This is a genomic window from Paraburkholderia heleia NBRC 101817 (genome assembly GCF_000739775.1).
Classification (GTDB): domain Bacteria; phylum Pseudomonadota; class Gammaproteobacteria; order Burkholderiales; family Burkholderiaceae; genus Paraburkholderia; species Paraburkholderia heleia.
Genome location: NZ_BBJH01000008.1, coordinates 88,728 through 111,063 on the forward strand (window position 1 = coordinate 88,728; position 22,336 = coordinate 111,063).

A 22,336-nucleotide genomic window follows, 5' to 3' on the forward strand; every position below is an offset into this window, starting at 1 on the left:
CATGCGACTCATCAATCGACATCCGAGCCGAATCGGCAGCATGATGCTTCTCCTGCTGCCGTTCGTCGTGCTCTTTGCCGTGTATTTCACGGGGTCCGCGGCGCGGCTCAAGCTCAATCCCGATGACAAACTGCTTCCGGGCGCGGTGCAAATGCGCGATGCCGTGAAGTCGGTTGCATTCACCGAGGACAAGCGCACGGGTGAATATCTGTTGTGGGACGACACCCTGTCGAGTTTGCGACGACTGGGTATCGGTCTCGTGGTGAGCGCGGCAATTGCACTGGTGGCCGCTATCGCGACCGGCTCGTTTCCGCTCGTCAGCGCAACGCTCTCGCCATTCATCACCGTCGTCTCGATGGTGCCTCCGCTGGCGGTGCTGCCGATTCTTTTCATTGTCTTCGGGCTCGATGAGCTATCCAAGGTCGTGCTCATTGTTTTCGGCATTACGCCCATGATCATTCGGGACCTGCATGCCCGCGCCCGCGACATTCCCGCCGAGCTGTGGGTCAAGGCCCAAACCCTGGGGGCGACGAGTTGGACGGTGATTCTGCGCCTCGTTTTACCCCAGCTCCTGCCGCGCCTGCTGGTGGCGATGCGTCTGTCGCTCGGCGCTGCATGGCTGTTTCTCATCGCCGCTGAAGCGATCGCATCGACGGACGGCCTGGGCTATCGCATCTTCCTCGTGCGCCGCTACCTCTCCATGGATCTGATTCTGCCGTATGTCGCCTGGATAACGCTGCTCGCGTGGCTCACCGACGAACTGCTTCGGCGGATCACGCAGTGGTCGTTTCCATGGTATGGCGGAGGTGGGCGATGATCGAAGTCCGCAATGTATGGAAAGAGTACGGCGGCCAGGTGGTGCTGGAGCGCTTGAATCTGACGATCCAGGAGGGCGAGTTCTGTTCGATGGTCGGCGCTTCCGGCTGCGGAAAGTCGACATTTCTGCGGCTGCTGCTGGGCCAGGAGCAAGTCACGCGCGGCGAGATCCTGCTGGACGGTCAACCGCTGCCCGGGGAACCGGATGCCCATCGTGGCGTGGTGTTTCAACGTTACTCGGTGTTCGAGCACCTTAGCGTATTGCGCAACGTGATGCTGGGGCTGGAACTTCCGAAGGCGAAGCTCACGGGCAGACTCTTCGGGGCGCAGCGGCGCGCCGCGCGAGACGAAGCAGCGGCAATGCTCGAGCGGGTGGGACTCGGTGCCGCCTTGAACAAGTACCCGCAGCAACTCTCCGGTGGCATGCAGCAACGCCTTGCCATCGCGCAGGCCTTGATTATGAAGCCGCGCGTCCTGCTGCTCGATGAGCCGTTTGGCGCACTCGACCCCGGTATTCGCAAGGACATGCATGCGCTGCTCTCGGACCTGTGGCGCGAAGCCAGGCTAACCATTTTGATGGTGACGCATGACCTGAAAGAGGGCTTCACGCTGGGAAGCCGTGTGCTGGTCTTCGACAAGGTACGCGTGGACCCCCAGGCGCCGGGCGCCTACGGAGCCCGTATTACCTACAACATTCCACTCGACCGCAGCCGCGAATCGGTGTCCGCGGTTCATCTGGCGCGCGCGGCGGTTCGAGGCGCGTCCAGCATCGAAGTGGTTTCATGAAGGGAATTCGAACATGAAGTTATTGCTTGAAGAAACCGTACCGGGTGGCGGCCATACCTCGCTCATCGTGAAGCGCGGGCAATCGTTGCGCGTGACCGACCTGCACGGCGGCGCCAATGTCAGCGTCATGATGGTCAATGCATCGGAGAAGAGCGAGCGACTGAACCTCCCGGATTCGCTGAAGTGCCAGCACACCGCAAAACTCACGACGGGTCACTGCCTGTACTCCGATATGGGGCGTGTTCTCGCTGCCATCGTCGACGACACGTGCGGGTGGCACGACAGCATCGGCGGCGTCTCGAACGCCGAGGAGGTCGCGGTGCGGTATGGAGCTGGCCGCTATCAGGAACTGCGCAACGCGTTCTACCGGAATGGCACGGACAATTTGCTCGTCGAGATGGGCAAGTGGGGGCTCGGGATCTCAGACCTGCTGATGACGCTCAACCTTTTCAGCCGCGTCGATGTCACCGGCGAAGGCGAACTCAATTTTGTGAGCCACAACTCGAAGGCTGGCGATTACGTTGAACTCTATGCGCCAATGAACACGCTCGTCGTGCTCACCGCGATTCAGCACCCGCTCGACCCGAACCCTGAATATGCACCCAAAGCGGTGAAACTCGAATTGAGCGAGGCGCAGCCCGGCGTGGCCGAAGTGTGCCGTACCGCATGCGAGGAAAACGTGCGCGGCTTTATCAACACAGAGCGATTCTTTCTTTGAGCGGAGGCCACTTCATGATGAGCACGCTTGTCGTCAGCGACAAACAGCCCGAGAGCGCGGTCTACCGCGAGACAGTTGCCGCGGGTGAGCCCTGGCTTCACGAGGTGAAGGCGGGCCAGACGCTGCGCATCGTCGATCTGGAGGGTAACCAGGCGGTCGATACGCTGTTCTACAGCCTCGCCCACCCGCGCGAGCGCTTCGACCCGCAACGCACGCTGCGTCGACAGAAGAAGCTCTACCTGACGACTGGCTCGGTGCTGTACTCGAATCTCGGCAATCCCATGCTGACCGTCGTTGCCGATACCTGTGGCCGCCACGATACGCTCGGCGGCGCCTGCGCACAGGAGAGCAATACCGTGCGCTATGCGCTGGGAAAGCGTTATATGCACAGCTGCCGCGACAACTTCCTGCGCGCTTGCGCGCATGACGGCCGCCTCTCGAAGCAGGACATCGGCGCGAACGTCAACTTCTTCATGAACGTGCCTGTGACGGCAGAAGGGGGGCTTACTTTCGAAGACGGCATTTCCGCACCGGGGAAGTACGTCGAACTGCGTGCCGAGATGGACGTCATCGTGCTGATTTCCAACTGTCCGCAGTTGAACAATCCGTGCAATGCCTACAACCCGACGCCAGCGGAGTTGCTGATATGGGACTGAAGCGTCTGCGCAGCTGGATCTCGTTGCTCATGCTCGTGCGCGCGGGACGTCATTTCACGCTCACGCGCGAAGCGCTCGCCCCGACAGATCGCTGACGCGAATACGGCCGTGGACGACCGCGGCTCGCTTCTCCCACGGCGGGACGGCCCGCCCCTGAATCACGATTTCTCCCATGTTCGAGAAGATTCTTATCGCCAATCGTGGCGCCATTGCGTGCCGGATTCTGAGAACGCTGCGCGAACTCGATGTCACCGGCGTCTCCGTTTTTGCGGAGGCGGATAGAGCGAGCCGTCATGTGAGCGAGGCGCCCATCGCGCACTGCCTGGGCGATGGCCCCGCCGCGACGACCTATCTCGATACGGACAAAATCCTTGAGATCGCTCGCCGCGAGGCCGTGCAGGCGATTCACCCCGGGTATGGATTCCTTTCCGAGAACGCCGCCTTTGGCGAAGCTTGCGAAGCGGCGGGGATTGCCTTCATCGGGCCCACGCCCGCACAGCTGCGTGCCTTTGGCCTGAAGCATACGGCGCGTGAAATCGCGGAGAAGGAAGGCGTGCCGATGCTCAGGGGCACCGGCTTGCTCGCTGATCTGATGGCGGGACTCGAAGCGGCAGAAGTCATCGGCTATCCGGTGATGTTGAAGAGCACGGCCGGCGGCGGCGGGATCGGCATGCGTGTGTGCTGGAACGCAGCCGAACTCAGTGCGCATTTCGATGCCGTGAAGCGACTTGGTGAAAACAATTTCAGCGACTCCGGCGTTTTCCTCGAAAAGTACATCGAGCGGGCACGACATCTCGAAGTGCAGGTTTTCGGCGACGGCAAGGGCGATGCCATCGCACTCGGCGTGCGCGACTGCTCCGTGCAGCGGCGCAACCAGAAGGTGCTCGAGGAAACGCCCGCGCCGTGCTTGCCGGATGGGATTTCCGAGGCACTGTGCGCGGCTGCCGTGAAGCTCGCGAAGGCAGTGGGCTATCGCTCCGCGGGCACCGTCGAGTTCGTGTACGACAGCGCGGCGCAACAATTCTACTTCCTCGAGGTCAACACGCGCCTGCAGGTGGAGCACGGCGTAACCGAACAGGTGTGGGGCATCGACCTCGTGCACTGGATGATCGAACTGGCAGCGGGCACGCTCGGACCGTTGCAGGAACTCGCAGCGAATCTGGCGCCGCGCGGCCATGCGATTCAGGCGCGGCTCTATGCGGAAGACCCCGGCCGGGACTTCAAGCCGAGCCCCGGTCTGCTGACCGACGTTGCGTTCCCGCCAGCCGACGGCCGCGCGCTACGCATCGATACGTGGATTGAAGCCGGCTGCGAGGTGCCGCCGTACTTCGACCCCATGCTCGCCAAGGTGATCGCCTGGTCCCCGACTCGCGACGAGGCGCGCACCGCGCTCAAGAACGCACTCGAAAACACGCGTATCTACGGCGTGGAGACGAACCGCGACTATCTGCGCCAGATCCTGGACGACAAGCCGTTTGCCTCCGGCGAGCCATGGACGCGTTGCCTTGCGGAACTCAAGTACCATGCCAGCGTGGTCGAGGTCGTCGGCGGCGGCACGCAGACGACGGTACAGGACTTCCCCGGCCGTCTGGGATACTGGGCGGTCGGCATTCCGCCTTCGGGGCCGATGGATGACCGCGCCATGCGGCTGGGCAACCGCCTGCTCGGCAACGGCCCCGATGCCGCTGCGCTCGAAATCACGATGAGCGGCCCGACGCTGCGTTTCAATACGGACGCGGTCGTCGCCATCACGGGGGCGGAAATTCCCGTGCTGCTCGACGATATCGCGCAACCGTTGAATACGAGCCTCTTTGTGCCGGCAGGCTCGACGTTGTCGCTCGGCACCATTCGCGGTGCCGGCGCGCGCGCTTATCTGTGCGTGCGCGGAGGTCTCGACGTCGGCGTGTATCTCGGCAGTCGTAGCACCTTCACGCTCGGTCAGTTCGGGGGCCATGGCGGCCGCGCAATACGCGCGGGCGACGTGCTTCATCTCTATGCGCTCGAGAATTCGCAGGCCGGCAAGACGCTGAATGCCGTGCCGAAGCTCGAAGACGTTCGGAGCCTCCGCGTGATTTATGGTCCGCATGGCGCGCCCGAGTACTTCAGCTCTCGCTACATCGAACGCTTCCTCGCCACCGATTGGGAAGTTCACTTCAACTCGAGCCGTACCGGTGTGCGCCTGATCGGCCCGAAGCCGGAATGGGCACGCGAGGACGGCGGCGAGGCCGGCCTGCACCCGTCGAACATTCACGACAATCCCTATGCGGTCGGCGCCATCGACTTCACCGGCGATATGCCGGTGATTCTCGGACCCGACGGGCCGAGTCTCGGCGGCTTCGTCTGCCCGGTGACCATCATCGAGGCCGACCTCTGGCACATCGGGCAGTTGAAGGCCGGCGACAAAGTTCGCTTTGTTCCGGTGGAGGTTGAAGAAGCGCGTGAGGCCGCACGCCAGCGCGCCCGCGAACTGGAGAGCCTCGAGGTCGAGTCGAACGCGCCGATTCGGAGACGGTCGTCGCTGACATCGCCCATCGTGCTCGACATGGGTTCGGGCGGCGAGCGGCTTGTTGCGCGCGTGTCCGGCGATACGCATCTGCTGCTCGAGATCGGACCTGCCGAGCTGGACCTCGTTTCGCGCTTTCGCGGTCACGCGCTCATGCAGTCTATCGAGGCCATGGCGCTTCCCGGCGTCGTCGATCTGACGCCAGGCATCCGTTCTCTCCAGATTCACTATCGACCGGAGCAACTGGCGCTCGCGCAACTGCTGGCTGTGGTACGCGAGGCCTGGGAGCAGGTCTTGCTGAAAAGGGATCTGCGCGTGCCGTCGCGAGTCGTTCACATTCCGCTCTCCTGGGATGACCCGGCGTGTCAGCTCGCGATTGAGAAATACATGACCACGGTGCGCAAAGACGCACCCTGGTGCCCGAGCAACCTGGAGTTCATTCGCCGGATCAACGACCTCGAGTCCATCGATGCCGTAAAACAGATCGTTTTCGACGCGAGCTATCTCGTGATGGGCCTCGGTGACGTCTACCTGGGTGCGCCTGTCGCGACACCGCTCGACCCGCGTCACCGCCTCGTGACGACCAAGTACAACCCGGCCCGTACGTGGACCGCGGAGAATTCGGTCGGCATCGGCGGCGCGTATCTTTGCGTGTACGGCATGGAAGGGCCCGGTGGTTATCAATTCGTCGGGCGCACGCTGCAGATGTGGAATCGCTATCGCAAGGTCGCGGATTTCGCCGGTCAGCACTATTTGCTGCGCTTTTTCGACCAGATTCGCTTCTACGAAGTATCGGCCGACGAACTGCTTCGCATCCGCGCCGATTTTCCGCTTGGGCGGTATCCGTTGAAGATTGAAGCGTCCGAACTCTCGCTGGCGGATTATCAAGTGTTTCTTGAGAGCGAAGCTGCCAGCATCGGCGCGTTCCGTTCAAGTCAGAAAGCCGCCTTCGAGGCCGAGCGTGAGCGTTGGCGCGCAGCGGGCAGCCCGGAAGAGGCCATCGAGGCAACGGGCGCAGAGGACACCCAACTGGCCCCCCTAAAGGACGGGCAGGTCGCCGTGGACTGCGAAATCGCCGGCAGCCTCTGGCAGGTCAAGGTGAAGGCGGGAGACATCGTTGCCGCCGGCGACGTACTGCTCATTATCGAGTCGATGAAGATGGAGATCTCGGTGTTTGCCTCGTGTGCAGGGACCGTCGGCGAAATCTACGTGGCCCCTGGCTCGCCTGTGCGCGCCGGGCAGCGCGTCGCTGTTATTGAACGCCGATAATTGCAAGGACAGGAAATCATGCCGACATTCGATCTGCGACTCTCCACGCTCCGTAGTGCCTATCGTGATGGGCGCCTCACGCCGCGCCAGCTCGTGGCTGAGCTGCTCGGAAAAGCGAGTGCGCTGAATCCAGCGTTCAATCTCTTCATTCATCTTCTGACCGAAAGCGAAGTCGCGCCGTACCTGGACTGGCTCGAGAAGCAAGACTTCGAGCGTCTGCCGTTGTATGGCGTGCCGTTCGCCATCAAGGACAACATCGACCTTGCAGGAGTCCAAACGACCGCTGCATGCCCCGACTTTGCATACACGCCGAAGGCGTCCGCAACTGTCGTCAGTCAACTGATATCGCTTGGCGCAATCCCGCTTGGGAAGACCAACCTGGACCAGTTTGCTACGGGCCTGAACGGCACGCGTTCGCCATACGGCAAATGCCGCAACAGCGTGCATCCCGACTACCCGTCGGGCGGCTCCAGCGCGGGTTCGTCGCTTGCCGTTGCCTTGGGCGTGGCGAGTTTCGCGCTCGGAACCGACACGGCGGGGTCGGGCCGCGTGCCCGCCGGTCTGAACAATCTCGTCGGACTCAAGCCGACCCGGGGCATCGTGTCGACGGCGGGTGTCGTTCCCGCCTGCCGCACGCTGGATTGCGTGACGTTCTTCACGGCCACGGCCGGCGAGGCCAGCGAGCTTCTCTCCTTGACCGCGCAAACCGATGCTCGCGATGCATATAGTCGCAAAAACCCTCAGTGGAACTCGGCAAGCGCGTTCGGCAAGCCCACGTCGTTTCGCTTCGGGGTTCCGGCACGGCTTGAATTCGCAGGATGCGCCGAAAGTCCGGAGCTGTTCGCAACGGCGCGCGCGCTTCTGGAAGCGGCAGGCGGCGAGGCCGTGGAGATTGATTTCGAACCCTTTGTCGAGGCCGCGAATCTCCTTTATCAGGGCCCGTGGGTTGCGGAGCGTTACAGCGTGGCCGGCGAGCTGATGTCAGCGAAGCCAGACGCTGTGCTGCCCGTCATTCGGGACGTGCTGGCCAGGGCGCCGGGTGCGACGGCGGTCGAACTGTTTCGCGCGCAATATCGCCTGCAGGCGTTGAAGGCAGCCTGTGACGCGGTGGTCGATTCATTGGACTTCGTGCTGACACCGACCTATCCGCGCCCGGTGACGCTGGCCGAACTGGAAGCGGACCCGATTGGACCGAACTCATTGCTCGGTTACTACACGAACTTCATGAATCTGCTGGATTACGCGGCTGTCGCCGTGCCGGCAGCGTTCATGAAGAACGGACTCCCATGGGGCGTCACTGTCTTTGGCCGCGCGTTCACCGACCAGTATCTGCTGGGTGTTGCCGACGTGTTGCAGACGGCGAGCGGCATCGCATGTGTCGGCGCAAGCCACCCGGAGCCTGCCGCGCGGCGCGTAGCGGCCAACGACCGGATTCGCGTCGCGGTGTGCGGTGCCCACATGCAGGGGCTGCCGCTGAACAAGGACCTGGTTTCGCGAGGCGCGCAGCGGATGCAGGTAACGCATACGGCGGCCCATTATCGGCTGGCCGTGCTGCCGGCTTCTGCGGATGGCACCCGACGCCCGGGATTGTGGCGAGTTGCCGGGAACGGCTCGAAGGTTGCGGTCGAAGTCTGGGAAATGCCGAGCGCCGAGCTGGGCTCGTTCATTGCCACCGTGCCGTCTCCGCTGGTGCTGGGGAAAGTCGAATTGTCGGACGGCTCGTGGGTGACCGGCTTCTTGTGCGAGCCCTATGGCGTGCTCTCGGGCACCGATATAACCGAATCTGGTGGATGGCGAGCGTGGCTCGCCAGCTAGCGCCGGCCTGACTGACGGCTTACCTCTTCAAGTACTTGCGAATTGCCTCCGGGGTGACCGGCGTAAAGAAGTTGACCAGATTGCCGTCCGGATCCCGAAAGAGCAACGAGCGATTGCCCCATGGCAGGGTGGCAGGCGCCTGTACGACGTCTTTGAGCCACCCGCCGAGCCGGCTGTACACCTCGTCCACGTCGGGCACATGGAATTCGAGAATGAGCGAGCGATTGCTTGCCGGTATCGCAGCCCCTGATCCGAACAGGTCCATGGTGCGCTTACTGCCAATTGCGAGCGTAGCGGTGGATGTGGACAACTCTGCGAATTCTTCCGTGTACCAGATAGCGTTCAGCCCGATGTCCTCGTAGAATTGGACGAGCCGTTTGATGTCGTCGGTGATGATGCGAACGGAGACGAAGTCCATTTTCTTCCTCAAGTCGTTAAACCCATATCCGGACCCGCATTGGCAAGCTCGAGGTCCGGCAGTCGTGTCGCCGCTAACGCAGTAGACGGCGTTCCAACATCCTACAAAAGGCCTGCTGCCACCATGCTGTCAGCAGCGAAACTCCGTCATGCGGCGAGCAGATCGACTCTTCCAGATCATCCAGATTCTGCGACGCGCAAAGCGTCCGGTGACCGCACGCGTTCTGTCCGATGAGCTGGAAATCTCCGTGCGGACTGTTTATCGCGACATCGCCGATCTGATGGCCCAGCGCGTGCCCATTTCCGGTGAGGCAGGCATTGGTTACGTGCTCGACCGTTACTACGACATGCCTGCCCTCATGCTGACGCCAGACGAGTTGGAGGCCGCCGTGCTCGGCGCACAATGGGTCGCCCAGCGAAGCGATCCGGCGCTGGCACGAGCCGCTCAAGATCTGATCGCCAAAATAACGGCAGCGGTGCCGGACCCGTTGAGACCCTACATCGCGGAGCCGACAGTCAGCGCGCCGCCGCCGCAATCGTCGCTGGCCGACAGGCTGGACATCGCGCAGGTTCGCGAGTGGATCCGCGTGGGTCGCAAGCTTCGAATCCGTTACCGCGACGAGCTTGGACGCGCGAGCGAACGCACCATATGGCCGCTGCTCATTGGTTATGCGGATGCTGTCCGGCTGCTTGTTGCGTGGTGCGAACTACGTCAGGCATTTCGTCACTTCAGGACGGACCGGATTGTCGACGCCGCGTTTCTCAACGAGCCGCACGCGGTGCGGAGAAGAACACTGATGGCAAGGTGGAAAGCGCATATGAAGCAATCGCGCGGGATCGATCTGCCGGAATAAATGCAGCAGACATACGTCATCCCGACTCGGGCCCAGGAGGCGAGCGTCGGCCGGCGTGTAGTGGAGGATGGGCGTTCCGGTGGCTACGTCGCGCCTGTCTCGCGTGCCGCATGGACCAACGCCAACGCGAGTCGTGTCCCGACCTCGGCGTTGTGTTTCACGAGCGCGATGTTCGTCGCCAGACTGCGTCCACCCGTCAATGTCTCGATGCGAGCCAGCAGGAAGGGCGTCACGGCCTTGCCTGTGATGCCTTGTGCCGCGGCCTCGGTAAGCGCCTGCTGAGTCAGCGCGTTGATCTCCGCTGACGGCATCGCCGACGCTTCCGGCACGGGTGTGCTCAACACGACACCGCCCTCGAGGCCCAGGTCCCACTTGGTGCGGATGAAGCGCGCCTGGTCCGCTGCGTCGTCCAGCCGGAAGTCCGCGCGAAAGCCGCTGTCGCGCGTGTAGAACGCGGCGAAATTGTCCTGCCCGCAACTGAGCACCGGCACGCCGTGCGTTTCCAGATATTCCAGCGTGAGCCCGATGTCCAGGATGGACTTCGCGCCGGCACAAACCACCGCCACTGAGGTCTTCGCCAATTCCTGCAGGTCGGCCGAGATGTCAAAGGTTTCCTGCGCGCCCCGGTGCACGCCGCCAATGCCGCCAGTGACGAAAACCTCGATGCCGGCCAGCGCGGCACATATCATCGTGCCGGCCACCGTTGTGGCGCCGAGGCCGCCGCCGGACAGCACGGCCGGCAAGTCGCGGCGGCTAACCTTGTGTACATGACCCGAGCGGCCGAGCCGTTCCAGCTCGTCGTCAGCGAGCCCGATGTGGATTCGCCCGCCGATCAGGGCAATCGTCGCGGGTTCGGCTCCCGCCATACGGATCAGGGCCTCCACTTCACGCGCAGTGCGAACGTTCTCCGGATAGGGCATGCCGTGAGCGATGATGCTCGACTCCAGCGCGACAAGCGGGCGGCCGGCGGCCTTGGCAGCGGCTACAGACGCGCTGAATGTCAGCCAGGGGCGTGCGAGGTCTGCAACCATGTCCTTGGGCCTTTGGGGATTGTGAACTCCGAGTATGCAGCACGGGACCGCTTCACGGCGCATTGTTCACGGGAATCGAGCCGAGGCTCGCCTTTGCGTGCCGATCCTCGTAACGACAGAGATCGGCCGGTACGGAAGACCAATCATTGGCAAGCTTCTTGCAGGTGAGCCCTCGTTTGAACTTCGTGGTCATCCTCATCGATTGCAGATCAAACCTCGGGAAGTGCGCCGGATCTTTGCCTATCCTTCCAGTGTGAGAGTGGCGGTTGCCAGACTTGCGATTACGGGGGAAGGTAATGCATGTTCGGACGGGTTTTGTCGGGTGCGTAGGCGACACGCCGCTTATCAGGCTCGCGCGTCTCAGCGACGAAACCGGCTGCGAGATTCTCGGTAAGGCCGAATTCATGAACCCGGGTGGTTCGGTGAAGGACCGGGCCGCGCTGTCCATTATTCAGGACGCCGAGCGGCGTGGCGAACTCAAGCCCGGCGGCACGGTGGTGGAGGGAACCGCCGGCAATACCGGCATTGGCCTTGCCCATATTTGCGCGGCTCGCGGCTATCGCTGCGTTATCGTTATTCCGCAGACGCAGTCTCCCGCGAAAATGGAATTGTTGCGCGTCCTTGGTGCTGAAGTCCATGCGGTTCCGGCTGCCCCATACAAGGACCCGAACAACTACCAGAAGATTGCTGGAAGGCTTGCGCAGGAGCTGGACGACGCGATCTGGGCGAACCAGTTCGACAACCTTGCCAATCGCTGGGCTCACTACGAGACGACCGGCCCTGAAATCTGGCGCGATACCGCTGGCACGGTCGATGCGTTCGTCAGTGCCACCGGCACGGGCGGCACCCTCGCCGGCGTGGCCCGCTTCCTGAAAGAGAAGAACCGCGATGTGTGGATCGTTCTCGCCGACCCGTACGGTAGCGGTTTGTACAGCTACGTGAAGACGGGCGAGATTCACGCAGAAGGCAACTCGATTACCGAAGGGATCGGCTCCAGCCGCCTGACTGCGAACCTCGAGGGCACGCCGATCGACGACGCTTACCGGGTCGATGACCAGTCATGCGTCACAATGGTCTACCGGTTACTGCGAGAAGAAGGGCTCTATGTCGGCGGTTCGACAGGCATCAACGTCGCGGCTGCCGTCAGGCTTGCCCGGGAGATGGGGCCGGGGCATACGATCGTCACACTGCTGTGCGACGGCGGTGAGTTGTACCGATCCCGCCTTTTCAATCTGGACTGGCTGAAACAAAGGGGGCTGTTCCCGGCGTAGGCTGCCCGTCAAGCCCGACGTCGCCCACGTTCCCCTTTGTGTTTATTTTGTGAGGAGGTCAAATGAAAACCAGGGACAAAGGCAATGTGCGCGCATTCGTGCAGACGGCCGAACAGATCGGCGGCTGGGTGTGGGTTATCTCGCTTGTCGACTTCGATGCGCGCGAAGTCCGGCGCTCGCTCGTGGCCGAAGAACCGTTCTCCACGGAACGCGCGGCGAAAGACGCGGGCTACGCCCGTCTCGAAGCGCTCGCGCACGATCAGTAGCCGCGCAGGGAGAGTCCTCATGTCTGGTCAACGAGGTACATCGGCGTTCGACGTAGCCGTCGACGCCGGCAGTTATCGTGTCGCGCGTCCTGATAACCCGCAGCAGGTTATCGAACTACTACGCGAACACAAGATTCAGATCGTCGACCTGAAATTCACTGATCTGCCCGGTCTTTGGCAGCACTTTTCCATCACCCTGCCCGAGGTGCACGAAGACCTCTTTGCCAACGGTATCGGCTTCGACGGTTCATCGATTCGCGGATTTCAGGAAATTCAGGAATCCGACATGCTTCTCAAGCCGGATCCCACGACTGCGTTCATCGATCCTGTGAGCGAAGCGCCCACCCTCTCGATGATCTGCGACGTGATCGATCCCGTGCTGCATCAGCCGTACTCGCGCGATCCGCGCTACATCGCGAGGAAGGCCGAAGCATACTTGAAGCAGACCGGAATTGCGACAACGTGCTACTTCGGGCCCGAGCTCGAGTTCTTCATATTCGACTCGATCCGTTTTGGCCAGGATGCCCATTGCGGCTACTTTTATGTTGAATCTGCCGAAGGGGACTGGAATTCGGGTCGTGACGAAGGAGCCTATGGCGGGGGCAACCTCGGTTACAAGCCTCGCTTCAAGGAAGGGTATTTTCCGGCGCCGCCACATGACACGTTGCAGGACATCCGCTCGGCGATCGTGTTGTTGCTTCAGCAGGCCGGTGTGCAGGTGGAGGTGCATCACCACGAGGTGGCGACAGCGGGACAGAACGAAATCGACATGCGGTTTTCCACCCTTACGCGCATGGCCGACAACGTCATGATCTACAAGTACATCTGCAAGAACGTTGCGCGCCAGCACGGCAAGGTGGCGACGTTTATGCCGAAGCCGCTTTTCGCCGACAACGCGAGCGGCATGCACTGCCACCAAAGCCTGTGGAAGGACGACGATAACCTGTTCTACGATGCGCACGGCTGGGCGCTCACGTCCGCCATGTGTCGATGGTATATCGGCGGCCTGCTCAAGCATGCGCCTGCGCTAATGGCGTTCTGCGCGCCGACCACGAACTCCTACAAGCGTCTCGTGCCCGGATATGAAGCGCCGGTGAATCTGGCAATGTCGCAACGCAACCGCTCGGCGGCCGCGCGCATTCCGATGTATTCCGATTCGCCGAAGGCGCGGCGCGTCGAGTTTCGGTGTCCCGATCCGTCGGCCAATGCGTACCTCGCCTTCCCGGCAATGCTGATGGCGGGGCTCGACGGCATCGAAAACAGGACAGACCCAGGCGACCCGCTCGATGTCAATATTTACGACCTGCCTCCAGAGAAGGCGAAGGACGTCCGTCAGGTGCCGGGATCGCTCGATGAATCGCTGAATGCGCTCGAGGCCGACAACGAGTTTCTGCGCAGAGGCGATGTTTTCACTGAAGATGTCATTGACACGTGGCTCGAGTACAAGCGCAAGCATGAGATCGACGCGATCAGGCTGCGCCCGCACCCGTGGGAGTTTTACTTGTACTTCGACGTCTGATCATCCGTGCACACAGTGTCATCCGCATGCGGAGAAGGATGGACGCAATAACTATAATGAACTGGGCAGCGCCCGCCTCGCATGACGCGTTTTGGGCTGCGGGGCAGTGAGGGTGCTGCTTCGTCCCCCCTTTGCGCGAGGCAGATCATGCAACGCACCGATGCGATCCTCAAGCAGGTAATGGCGGCGTTCGAACGCGAATCGCACCTGAAGCTCCACCATTCTCCCATTCACATCAGCCGCAATAGCGGTGTCTTGACTGTTGCAGGCGAAGTGCCGGACGTGGCGTCCAGGAAGCGGCTGATTCGGTTGACCCGGACTTACAGCGACGGCGAACCACTCGTCGACGAGCTGCGCGTCAGCGCTGAGCCGCCGCTTGGCGACGGCGAGTTGCGCACGCGGATCTGCGAAAGGATTTTACAGACGACGGAGTTCCGCAACTGCGTAATTTGTGCGCGTGTGAAAGGCCAGCTCGAAATGCTGCGCGGCACCATGGACCAGGCCGGCGAGGAAGGCGGGGGCGTTGTGGAGGTAACCGTAGAAGGCGGCGTCGTGACGCTGACGGGCCAGGTGATGAGCCTGTCGCATCGACGGCTCGCCAGTGTGATCGCGTGGTGGGTCGGCGGGTGCCGGGACGTGGCGAACCTGCTGGAGTGCGTACCGCCTCAAGCGGATGGAGACGAAGAGATTCACGAGGCCATGGCGCTCGTGCTCGAATCCGATCCCCGCGTTCACGCTGAACAGATCACGATCAACGTGGAAAGGAACCAGATTACGCTCGCCGGGTGTGTGGCGACCGACGCCGAGAGGCGCCAGGCAGAGATGGACGCGTGGTGTCTGGACACCCTGGGAGGTGTGGTCAACCGGATAGCGGTGCGAGCGTGAGCGTATCCAATCTGCGACGCCGGGCACCCTGTGACGGACATCGCGAAACGCATCGCGCTCGCGCAGCAAGCATCGGGGTCCGCAGGACGCTGTGCACGCTGACCTGTCTGGCGGCATCCTGCCTGCTGTGTCCGAGGCTGTCGGCCCAGGCATCCGACGATGCCGCCCGCCTGCGGGTCACATACCAGAGCATGAACCGGCTGCTCGACCATAATTCGTTTCATCGGCGGTTGTATCTCGATTCCCAGGAATCTCCATCCACGGTTACGGGCGAAATCTACGCTGTCATGGACCACCCGTTCGCAACCGTGAGTGCCGCTCTTGGCGACCCGTCAAAAGGCGCGACCAATTGGTGCGATGTATTGTTTTTACATCCCAACGTCAAGTACTGCAGTGTTTCCGGCAGTAACAACGGCAACGTCCTGACCGTGAACATCAGCCGGAAGGAAGCCCCGGAAGAACTTGGGTCTACTTATCGCTTGCGTTTCGCGTATGATGCGCCGATCACGGGTCCGGGATATTTTCACGTAACGCTCCACGCAGACAGTGGCCCGCTTGACACCCGCGATTATCAGATCGCCCTCGAAGCGGCATCACTCGATAGCGAGCATACCTTCCTGCATCTGACCTACGCATACAGTTACGGCACGATAGGGCGTCTTGCAATAAAAGCCTATCTTTCGACTTTCGGCAGCGGAAAGGTCGGTTTCACCAACGTCGCGGATCCGTCCGCGGAACAGCCGGAATACGTCGATGGGATGCGCGGCCTCGTGGAGCGCAACACCATGCGCTACTACCTGGCCATCGATGCCTGGCTGGGCGAGCCGCCGGGCACGCCCGACACGCGCCTCGAGCAACGCCTGAGCAACTGGTTTAGCGCCAGTGAGCAATATCCGCGACAGCTGCACGAAATCGATCGGCAGCAGTATATGGAAATGAAACAACAGGAGTACCGGCGCCAACAGACGGAGCAATAACCAGGAAACCCGGTATCAGCGTCCGGCTGTCCGGCGCGCCGATTGCCGCAAGACCCATTCCGGCAAAGCCACACGGCACGCCTTGATGGTTACGCTGCGAAGTGCGTTGACTTGCGTCAAATGCCCGTGACCGCTCCACGGCAGTATGAAAGCGAATCTCCCCCATCGATCGTGAGGTCCGCTATGACTGCTGGAGACACCCCCGTTCCGTTCACGAGGATCCTCGTCGCGGTGGATTCCACGCCCGCGTCGGCGGCAGCGCTCAGTTACCTGCGCGGTCTCCTGTGTCCGGGCGCTACCGTGCGCATGGTGGCCGTGGCCGAGAACCCGCGCACGCTGGTGCCGCTGGGGGGCTGGGCCGGGGCGCAGCTCCAGGCGGCAAGGGACGAACTGCGGCTTGATGCAGAGGCAGCGATAAAGACCGCGCGATCCAGACTGGATGGCTGCGGCGCGGAACTCGAGGACCAGCTCATCGACCTTTGCAGGGTAGGCGGTGACCTTGTCCACGCGCTCGCCGAAGCGATATCGCACTGGTCACCCGATCTGGTCGTCCTCGGAGCGCGTCATCATCGAGCCTTGATGCGCTGGGTGGAGGGAGAGATATCCGCGCCGCTCACGCGGCTGCTTCACGCGCCGATCCTGATCGTCCCGGTCGAATATGAAGGTGGGCTCGACGGCCCTCCTGCGCGGATCCTGTTCGCGACCGACGGTAGCGACGCGTCCATGAACGCCTTGCGTGCGGGTGCGAGGCTCGTGGCGCCACGCTCGGAGTGGCGCGTCGTCTACGTCGTCGATCGACTGCTTGCACCCGGGACCGGACCGTTCGAGCAACAGTTCGAAGACTCGCTGACGAAGGGCGGCCAGGTCGCCCTCAAGGTGGCAGGCGACGAACTTGCCGCGTACGAACAGCAAAACGATTGGGCTGTGGAGACGGCGCTGATCAGGACTGACAGCACGTATGACGACGTGCCGCATGCGATCGACCGCGAGGCGCGGAGCTGGAAGGCGCAGCTTGTCGTCCTCGGAACACACGGGCGACGCGGTCTTACACGCTGGCTGCTTGGCAGCGTCGCTGAACGAACGCTGCGACTGACGTCGGTTCCGCTTTTGCTCGTGCCACCGGCCGATAGTTAGGCCGTTAGGGGCCGCCATGACATCAAGGTAGGGGGCGCGAACGCTTGATGTATGTCAATCGAGGAGTCGTGGACGTGCATACGATGACGTTGCGATTCGCCATGGATGCCCGCTGGCTCCGATCGTTTCGCTCGTTATGAAGCGATACGAATCAATCGCGTTTCCCGCCACGCCATACGCCGAATATCGGGTTATCGGAATGTGGGTTGGCCTGATGCGGAGGTACATGATGAACCCCAGGTTTTTCTCTTCGCGTGCGTTACGACATTGCGTCGTCGCGGTGCTGGTTGCTTTGCCATGTGCATTTTCCCTCGCGCAGCCAGCCGATAGTCCGCCCGCCGGAGGCAACGGACCATACGGTGGCGGCCCCGGCATGATGGGAGGTTGCGACGGCGACTGCATGGGCGCAGCAATGATGGGTTCGGGCATGGGCGGCGCCGGCATGGGCGGCGCCGGCATGATGGATGGCTACGGCTGTGGCGTCGGCCACGTCGGCTGGGACCCCGGCCTGAAACTGTCGCGCGACCAGCAAACGCGCATGAATGCGATCGTTGGTCAATCGCGCAAGGCGCGCTGGCTACTGATGGGCAAGATGCTCGATGAACAATCGACGCTTCGCGGTCTTTATGCGTCGCCCAAACGCGACCAGGCCGCCATCGACGCCAGTTACGCCACCATGCGCGACCTGCGCAAGCAGATGTATGCGATCTCCGCCGACGAACACAAGCGTATCGACGCCCTGTTGACCCGCGAGCAGCGCGAACGGCTGCGCGAATACTGACGCGAAATCGAAGCCCGCAACGCGTGGCCAGCTTCGGTCGAGGCCGCGGGTTTCGCTGGATTCGCCGCCCGACGAGCGTGCACGCGCTTGTGGAGGATTGACGTGAAAGCACTGGCGTTCCTGTTCGTCATCGTGTTGCTGATCAATCTCATGCCAGCCTTCGCGCCTCCCACATGGATGGCGATGTCGTGGGTTGGGTTCAACTTCCACGAGAGCAATATGCTGCTTGTTGCTGCCGTTGCGGCCAGTGCCGCAACGGCAGGTCGACTCACGCTTGCCGCATTTTCCCGGTCGCTGGTGAGAAGGCGCTGGTTGCGCGAGGCCGATCGACAAAACATTGACGTGGTCAGCGCGTGGCTCGGCAAGCACAGGAAGAAGACAGCTGGCGCCTTTCTCGTGTATGCGCTCAGTCCGTTTCCGTCCAATTACCTGTTCATTGCCTACGGGCTGTCGGGGCTGCCGCTCGGCTTCGTCGGGGCAGCGTTCTTTGCCGGGCGCATGATCAGCTACACGATCTGGGCTCGCCTGGGACGGCTCGCGTCATCGTTCGTCGATCCCGAGGCGCTGTTTGAAGGGCAGTATCTCGGCGTCGGGTTCGTGCTTTCGCAACTGGCGTTGCTCGGACTCGTGTACGCACTCATGAAGCTCGACTGGAAACTGCTCCTCGAAAAGCGAAAACTGAAGTGGCGGCGGCCCGTAGGGCATGCCGACCGCAACGACGCAGGCCCAGTCGGTTCCTGACCCGGTGACATTGAGCAGATAGCAGGAGGGCATCTCGCCGGAGAAGTCACTCTATTTACTGATAATATATTTATTGATATATTATTTGTGTGTGAATTGAGTGAGGGCGCAATGGACCCAAGCCACCCCATCATCGACCTGGCGACCATGCAGGCTGCCGCGGCAAACGCGTGCGCACTGCTCAAGGTGCTCGCCAATCCCGACCGCCTGCTGCTGATGTGCCGCCTCTCCCAGGGGGAGCTGTCCGTGGGAGAACTCGAGGAGGCGCTCGCCATCCGGCAGCCGACCCTGTCCCAGCAGTTGGGGCTGCTCCGTGAAAACGGCCTGGTGGCAACGCGTCGCGAGGGCAAGAACATCTTCTATTCGGTGGCGAGTCCGCAAGCGCTCGCCGTCATGGCGGTCCTGTATCAGCAGTTCTGCGCGAATCCTTCTGGGGACGAATCATGTTGATTGACTTCACGCATTTCACGCCTGGTCTCTCATTGACCGGCGGACTCATCATCGGCCTCGCGGCCGCGGGACTCGTGCTGCTCAACGGTCGCATCGCCGGCATCAGCGGCATCTTCGGTGGCCTGTTGAGCCTGCCGCGCAACGACAGCGGCTGGCGCATCGCCTTCGTCGCCGGCCTCGTCCTTGCCCCTGTCATTGCGGGCCTGCTCGGCAGGCCGGCAATTGCGGATATCGAGGCGGGCTGGGGCGTCATCCTGGTTGCCGGTTTCCTGGTGGGGATCGGCACTCGCTATGCCAGCGGCTGCACGAGCGGCCACGGCGTGTGCGGTCTCTCACGCGGATCGCTGCGTTCGCTCGTTGCCACGCTGACCTTCATGGCGGCGGGATTTCTGACGGTTTTTGTTCAACGGCATCTGATCGGAGGCTGACATGGCGATCCTCACCGCACTGCTTTCAGGACTGATTTTCGGCGTTGGACTGATGGTTTCCGGCATGAGCAACCCGGCCAAGGTGCTGGGCTTCCTCGATATCGCCGGCAGCTGGGACCCGTCCCTCGCGTTCGTGATGGTGGGCGCCATCGTCGTGGCCTCGCTCGCATTCTTCGTCGCGAGACGCCGCACGCGCTCGCTCCTGGGCTTGCCCATGCAGCTTCCGGCAAGCACGACGATTACGCCAAGGCTCGTCCTCGGCAGTGCCGCCTTTGGTATCGGCTGGGGCCTGGCGGGTTTTTGCCCGGGGCCCGCGCTCGTCGCGCTGGGCGCGGGCTATCCGAAGGCCATTGGATTTGTGGCAGCCATGGTGGCGGGTATGGTCGTCTTCGAACTCGTCGAACGGACGAAATCGGGCATGCAGCGGGCGTAAGCGACGTCCACGGCAACGGGCCGCGGTTCCTCACGGCGGGCGCCGTATGCATGCCAAAAGGCGCCCCCGGCTCACGCGATGACGGCCTTGGCGAGCATGCCGAGAGCCACGCATACGAGGATGGCCGCAAAGCCGGACTGGACATGATGAGCGGCCAGACGATGCGACACGAGGCGTCCGCCTAGCATCCCCGCGGCGGTGGCGGCGCTGAACCACAGGACGACGTCGAACGGAAACGCCGTACCGTGCATCGCCGTCGCCAGCACGCCGCCACTGCCAACCAGCGCAATCACCATCAACGACGTTGCCACGATGCCGTGCATCGATACATCGGTCAGCTTGCGCATCAACGGCACGATGATGAATCCGCCGCCCACGCCGAGCAGCCCCGTCATCAGTCCGGTAAGCGACCCGGTCGCCGCCAGTGCCAATGCGGTGGGCCACGACCAGTCGAACCGGCCCGTTGCCGGGTTGACATGAGCGACGCAAAGCGGCGACGCCTGTTGTGCCGGTGCCTTGCGCCTGAGCGTCTGATGCAGGAGCCGGAAGGCAACGAAAAGCATGACACAGGCGAACAAGCCGAGCAGCAGCCGCTGAGGCAGGGCGCGTGCGAGGCGCGCCCCCAATGCCGTGGCGGGAACCCCGAGGGCGGCCATCAGCAGGGCGGCACGATAGCGGACGAGGCGTTTGCGGAACGCCTCGAGCGCGCCCACTGCCGCGCTGCCCGCGACGGCGACCAGCGCGACTGGCGTTGCCTGCTGCATGGGCCAGCCCATGCCAAACACGAGCGCGGGAACGGCGAGGATGCCGCCACCGGCGCCCGTGAGTCCAAGAATGGCGCCGACTACGGCGCCGAGTAAAAGCGAGACCAGCATCGATTACCTCGAGGGACGGCAAATACACGAATATCAGTCGGCCACCTGGGGTTGCACGAGCCACTCCCGTCCCTTGAGCATGCCACGCCAGTAAAGCGGCGGCAGGATGCGCTCCTTGAGCAGCCAGGCGAGACCGGAGGGCTTCTTCCCGTCGATGATCCATGAGGGAAAGGTCGGTGCGACCTTGCCGCCGTAGAGAAACTCGGCGAGCACGATCTTGCCGCGCTCGACCGTAAGCGGGCAGGAGCCGTAACCGTCATAGGTCGCCGCTCCGCGCGTGACGCCCAGGGCAGCCAGCACGTTGTGAGCGACGACCGGCGCCTGCTTGCGCGCCGCGGCGGCGGTTTTTGCGTTCGGCGTACTGGTCGCGTCGCCCAGTCCGAAGACGTTTTCGTAGGCCTTGTGGCGCAAGCTAGCCTGATCGACGTCGACCCAGCCGCCGGCATCGGCGAGCGGGCTGACGCGGATGAAATCGGGCGCCTTCTGGGGCGGCACGACGTGGAGCAGATCGAAACCGGTCTCGAATGTTTCGCTGCCGCCGCCCGGGAGTGCTCGCGTGAAGGTCGCTCGCCGTGCTTCGCCGTTCACGGCCGTCAGGTTGAAGCCGAAGTTCAGATCGATGCCGTAGGACTCCACATACTTCATGAGTGCGGGCACGTAGTCGGCGACACCGAAGAGGGCCGCGCCGGCGTTGTAGAACTCGACATTGATCTGGTCGAGCCTGCCGGTGCGGCGCCAGTGATCGCACGAGAGATACATGGCCTTCTGGGGTGCGCCCGCGCATTTGATCGGCATGGGCGGTTGCGTGAACAGCGCGCGCCCTCCCTTGAGCTGCTGCACCAGTTGCCAGGTGTAGGGCGCAAGGTCGTAACGATAGTTGGAGGTCACGCCGTTGCGGCCGAGTGTCTGCGGCAGTCCCTCAATGGCATTCCAGTCCAGCTTCAGGCCAGGGCAGACAACGAGCTGCCGGTATTTCACGACGCGGCAGCCTTCCAGGATCACGGCGTTTTCGGTGGGCTCGAACGCTGCCACTGCCGCCTTGATCCAGTGCACGTTGCGCGGCAGGACGCTGCCCATTGGACGCGCTGTCGTTTCGGGACGGAATACGCCGGCGCCGACCATCGTCCAGCCGGGCTGGTAGTAGTGCACGTCGGCGGGATCGATGATGGCAATGTCAAGACCGGGAGCGCGGGCAAGCAGGCTCGAAGCGGTGGCGACGCCGGCCGCTCCCGCGCCGATGATCACGACGTCGTGTTGTTCCTCTGCGGATTGGTGCGGCGAGCCGATGCGACGCGCGAGCCCGCTCAAGTCGACCCCGGCGCGTTTGCCTGCGGCAAGGATCTCGACGAGCGACATGGCCGGCGTGCTGGCCAGCGCCCAGAGGGTCGCCGAGCGCATGCCGCTGCGGCAGTAGGCGAGCAGGGGGCGCGGCAGGGTGTCCAGATAGCCGCGGAACCGTTCGGCATCCTGATCGCTCACCTTGCCCGATTCCACCGGAAGGTAGTGCGCTTCGATACCGAGTTCCCGCGCGGCCCGCTCGATTTCGGTGAACGTGGGCTGGTCTGCACCTTCGCCGTCGGGACGGTTGCAGACGATCGCCCGAAAGCCCATCTCGCGCAGTGCGGCGAGATCCGGAACGCGGATCTGAGCGGAAACGGAGAACGTATCCGTGAGCTTTTTAAGTTCCATGCTTGCCTCTTGCATTTTCATT

At 62.7% G+C, this 22,336-nt stretch carries 22 protein-coding genes; 18 read left to right on the forward strand and 4 right to left on the reverse strand.

Annotated elements, in window-relative coordinates:
* Nucleotide 1: 1 nt before the first annotated feature.
* The 6 genes from BHE01S_RS09210 to atzF all read left to right on the forward strand — a co-directional run bounded on the left by BHE01S_RS09210 (nt 2) and on the right by atzF (nt 8,563).
* On the forward strand, nt 2-817 hold the full coding sequence (locus tag BHE01S_RS09210) for an ABC transporter permease (RefSeq protein WP_042263003.1): 816 nt from the start codon (nt 2-4) through the stop codon (nt 815-817).
* A complete protein-coding gene (locus BHE01S_RS09215; protein WP_042263005.1) occupies nt 814-1,602 on the forward strand; it encodes an ABC transporter ATP-binding protein in 789 nt (262 codons plus the stop codon). The genes BHE01S_RS09210 and BHE01S_RS09215 overlap by 4 nt, the downstream gene beginning before the upstream one ends.
* Before the next feature lie 13 nt (nt 1,603-1,615).
* The gene (locus tag BHE01S_RS09220; RefSeq protein ID WP_042263008.1) at nt 1,616-2,320 is read left to right on the forward strand and encodes an urea amidolyase associated protein UAAP1; all 705 of its coding nucleotides are present in this window, start codon (nt 1,616-1,618) and stop codon (nt 2,318-2,320) included.
* A gap of 14 nt (nt 2,321-2,334) precedes the next feature.
* Nucleotides 2,335-2,976, forward strand: a complete 642-nt coding sequence (locus BHE01S_RS09225) for an urea amidolyase associated protein UAAP2 (protein WP_042263010.1) — start codon at nt 2,335-2,337, stop codon at nt 2,974-2,976.
* Nucleotides 2,977-3,148: 172 nt separating this feature from the next.
* Entirely contained in the window at nt 3,149-6,748 is a 3,600-nt protein-coding gene (gene uca / locus BHE01S_RS09230) for an urea carboxylase (protein WP_042263012.1), read from the forward strand.
* Between the two features lie 18 nt (nt 6,749-6,766).
* Nucleotides 6,767-8,563 carry an allophanate hydrolase gene (gene atzF, locus BHE01S_RS09235; RefSeq protein ID WP_042263277.1) on the forward strand — a complete coding sequence of 599 codons (1,797 nt, stop codon included), beginning with the start codon at nt 6,767-6,769 and terminating at the stop codon, nt 8,561-8,563.
* Between the two features lie 19 nt (nt 8,564-8,582).
* Here the strand turns inward: atzF and BHE01S_RS09240 are convergent, their stop codons facing one another.
* Nucleotides 8,583-8,981 carry a VOC family protein gene (locus BHE01S_RS09240; protein WP_042263014.1) on the reverse strand — a complete coding sequence of 133 codons (399 nt, stop codon included), beginning with the start codon at nt 8,979-8,981 and terminating at the stop codon, nt 8,583-8,585.
* A gap of 148 nt (nt 8,982-9,129) precedes the next feature.
* Here BHE01S_RS09240 and BHE01S_RS09245 point away from each other — a divergent pair, with 148 nt between their 5' ends.
* The gene (locus BHE01S_RS09245; RefSeq protein WP_042263017.1) at nt 9,130-9,834 is read left to right on the forward strand and encodes a helix-turn-helix transcriptional regulator; all 705 of its coding nucleotides are present in this window, start codon (nt 9,130-9,132) and stop codon (nt 9,832-9,834) included.
* Between the two features lie 83 nt (nt 9,835-9,917).
* Here the strand turns inward: BHE01S_RS09245 and BHE01S_RS09250 are convergent, their stop codons facing one another.
* Nucleotides 9,918-10,865 (reverse strand): pseudouridine-5'-phosphate glycosidase, encoded by a 948-nt coding sequence (locus tag BHE01S_RS09250; RefSeq protein ID WP_042263019.1) that lies wholly within the window; start codon nt 10,863-10,865, stop codon nt 9,918-9,920.
* Between the two features lie 296 nt (nt 10,866-11,161).
* Between BHE01S_RS09250 and BHE01S_RS09255 the strand changes: the two genes are divergently transcribed.
* The 11 genes from BHE01S_RS09255 to BHE01S_RS09305 all read left to right on the forward strand — a co-directional run bounded on the left by BHE01S_RS09255 (nt 11,162) and on the right by BHE01S_RS09305 (nt 19,750).
* Complete coding sequence (locus BHE01S_RS09255) at nt 11,162-12,136, forward strand: cysteine synthase A (protein WP_042263021.1); 975 nt, start codon at nt 11,162-11,164, stop codon at nt 12,134-12,136.
* Nucleotides 12,137-12,198: 62 nt separating this feature from the next.
* Complete coding sequence (locus BHE01S_RS09260; protein WP_042263024.1) at nt 12,199-12,402, forward strand: hypothetical protein; 204 nt, start codon at nt 12,199-12,201, stop codon at nt 12,400-12,402.
* A 19-nt stretch (nt 12,403-12,421) separates the two neighbouring features.
* Nucleotides 12,422-13,921, forward strand: coding sequence for a type I glutamate--ammonia ligase (gene glnA / locus BHE01S_RS09265; RefSeq protein ID WP_042263026.1), 1,500 nt, complete (start codon nt 12,422-12,424; stop codon nt 13,919-13,921).
* A gap of 147 nt (nt 13,922-14,068) precedes the next feature.
* Entirely contained in the window at nt 14,069-14,806 is a 738-nt protein-coding gene (locus BHE01S_RS09270) for a BON domain-containing protein (RefSeq protein ID WP_042263030.1), read from the forward strand.
* 71 nt (nt 14,807-14,877) lie between these two features.
* Nucleotides 14,878-15,783 carry a hypothetical protein gene (locus tag BHE01S_RS09275; RefSeq protein ID WP_407669490.1) on the forward strand — a complete coding sequence of 302 codons (906 nt, stop codon included), beginning with the start codon at nt 14,878-14,880 and terminating at the stop codon, nt 15,781-15,783.
* A 183-nt stretch (nt 15,784-15,966) separates the two neighbouring features.
* Nucleotides 15,967-16,917: a universal stress protein gene (locus tag BHE01S_RS09280; protein ID WP_042263031.1), complete on the forward strand. Its 951-nt coding sequence runs from the start codon at nt 15,967-15,969 to the stop codon at nt 16,915-16,917.
* Nucleotides 16,918-17,053: 136 nt separating this feature from the next.
* Nucleotides 17,054-17,698, forward strand: coding sequence for a Spy/CpxP family protein refolding chaperone (locus BHE01S_RS09285; protein WP_084068697.1), 645 nt, complete (start codon nt 17,054-17,056; stop codon nt 17,696-17,698).
* Nucleotides 17,699-17,800: 102 nt separating this feature from the next.
* A complete protein-coding gene (locus BHE01S_RS09290) occupies nt 17,801-18,439 on the forward strand; it encodes a hypothetical protein (RefSeq protein WP_157025252.1) in 639 nt (212 codons plus the stop codon).
* 111 nt (nt 18,440-18,550) lie between these two features.
* The gene (locus BHE01S_RS09295; protein WP_042263033.1) at nt 18,551-18,889 is read left to right on the forward strand and encodes an ArsR/SmtB family transcription factor; all 339 of its coding nucleotides are present in this window, start codon (nt 18,551-18,553) and stop codon (nt 18,887-18,889) included.
* On the forward strand, nt 18,883-19,317 hold the full coding sequence (locus BHE01S_RS09300) for a YeeE/YedE family protein (RefSeq protein WP_042263035.1): 435 nt from the start codon (nt 18,883-18,885) through the stop codon (nt 19,315-19,317). The genes BHE01S_RS09295 and BHE01S_RS09300 overlap by 7 nt, the downstream gene beginning before the upstream one ends.
* 1 nt (nt 19,318) lies before the next feature.
* Nucleotides 19,319-19,750 (forward strand): YeeE/YedE family protein, encoded by a 432-nt coding sequence (locus BHE01S_RS09305; protein ID WP_042263036.1) that lies wholly within the window; start codon nt 19,319-19,321, stop codon nt 19,748-19,750.
* A 71-nt stretch (nt 19,751-19,821) separates the two neighbouring features.
* Here the strand turns inward: BHE01S_RS09305 and BHE01S_RS09310 are convergent, their stop codons facing one another.
* Nucleotides 19,822-20,625, reverse strand: a complete 804-nt coding sequence (locus BHE01S_RS09310) for a sulfite exporter TauE/SafE family protein (protein WP_042263039.1) — start codon at nt 20,623-20,625, stop codon at nt 19,822-19,824.
* A 33-nt stretch (nt 20,626-20,658) separates the two neighbouring features.
* Entirely contained in the window at nt 20,659-22,314 is a 1,656-nt protein-coding gene (locus tag BHE01S_RS09315) for a bifunctional protein tyrosine phosphatase family protein/NAD(P)/FAD-dependent oxidoreductase (protein WP_042263286.1), read from the reverse strand.
* Nucleotides 22,315-22,336 lie beyond the last annotated feature (22 nt).

Bases quoted from the DNA above. Each gene is read 5' to 3' on its own strand.
- BHE01S_RS09210 (WP_042263003.1), top strand. From the start codon at position 2: ATGCGACTCATCAATCGACATCCGAGCCGAATCGGCAGCATGATGCTT.
- BHE01S_RS09215 (WP_042263005.1), top strand. From the start codon at position 814: ATGATCGAAGTCCGCAATGTATGGAAAGAGTACGGCGGCCAGGTGGTG.
- BHE01S_RS09220 (WP_042263008.1), top strand. From the start codon at position 1,616: ATGAAGTTATTGCTTGAAGAAACCGTACCGGGTGGCGGCCATACCTCG.
- BHE01S_RS09225 (WP_042263010.1), top strand. From the start codon at position 2,335: ATGATGAGCACGCTTGTCGTCAGCGACAAACAGCCCGAGAGCGCGGTC.
- uca (WP_042263012.1), top strand. From the start codon at position 3,149: ATGTTCGAGAAGATTCTTATCGCCAATCGTGGCGCCATTGCGTGCCGG.
- atzF (WP_042263277.1), top strand. From the start codon at position 6,767: ATGCCGACATTCGATCTGCGACTCTCCACGCTCCGTAGTGCCTATCGT.
- BHE01S_RS09240 (WP_042263014.1), bottom strand. From the start codon at position 8,981: ATGGACTTCGTCTCCGTTCGCATCATCACCGACGACATCAAACGGCTC.
- BHE01S_RS09245 (WP_042263017.1), top strand. From the start codon at position 9,130: ATGCGGCGAGCAGATCGACTCTTCCAGATCATCCAGATTCTGCGACGC.
- BHE01S_RS09250 (WP_042263019.1), bottom strand. From the start codon at position 10,865: ATGGTTGCAGACCTCGCACGCCCCTGGCTGACATTCAGCGCGTCTGTA.
- BHE01S_RS09255 (WP_042263021.1), top strand. From the start codon at position 11,162: ATGCATGTTCGGACGGGTTTTGTCGGGTGCGTAGGCGACACGCCGCTT.
- BHE01S_RS09260 (WP_042263024.1), top strand. From the start codon at position 12,199: ATGAAAACCAGGGACAAAGGCAATGTGCGCGCATTCGTGCAGACGGCC.
- glnA (WP_042263026.1), top strand. From the start codon at position 12,422: ATGTCTGGTCAACGAGGTACATCGGCGTTCGACGTAGCCGTCGACGCC.
- BHE01S_RS09270 (WP_042263030.1), top strand. From the start codon at position 14,069: ATGCAACGCACCGATGCGATCCTCAAGCAGGTAATGGCGGCGTTCGAA.
- BHE01S_RS09280 (WP_042263031.1), top strand. From the start codon at position 15,967: ATGACTGCTGGAGACACCCCCGTTCCGTTCACGAGGATCCTCGTCGCG.
- BHE01S_RS09285 (WP_084068697.1), top strand. From the start codon at position 17,054: ATGAAGCGATACGAATCAATCGCGTTTCCCGCCACGCCATACGCCGAA.
- BHE01S_RS09295 (WP_042263033.1), top strand. From the start codon at position 18,551: ATGGACCCAAGCCACCCCATCATCGACCTGGCGACCATGCAGGCTGCC.
- BHE01S_RS09300 (WP_042263035.1), top strand. From the start codon at position 18,883: ATGTTGATTGACTTCACGCATTTCACGCCTGGTCTCTCATTGACCGGC.
- BHE01S_RS09305 (WP_042263036.1), top strand. From the start codon at position 19,319: ATGGCGATCCTCACCGCACTGCTTTCAGGACTGATTTTCGGCGTTGGA.
- BHE01S_RS09310 (WP_042263039.1), bottom strand. From the start codon at position 20,625: ATGCTGGTCTCGCTTTTACTCGGCGCCGTAGTCGGCGCCATTCTTGGA.
- BHE01S_RS09315 (WP_042263286.1), bottom strand. From the start codon at position 22,314: ATGGAACTTAAAAAGCTCACGGATACGTTCTCCGTTTCCGCTCAGATC.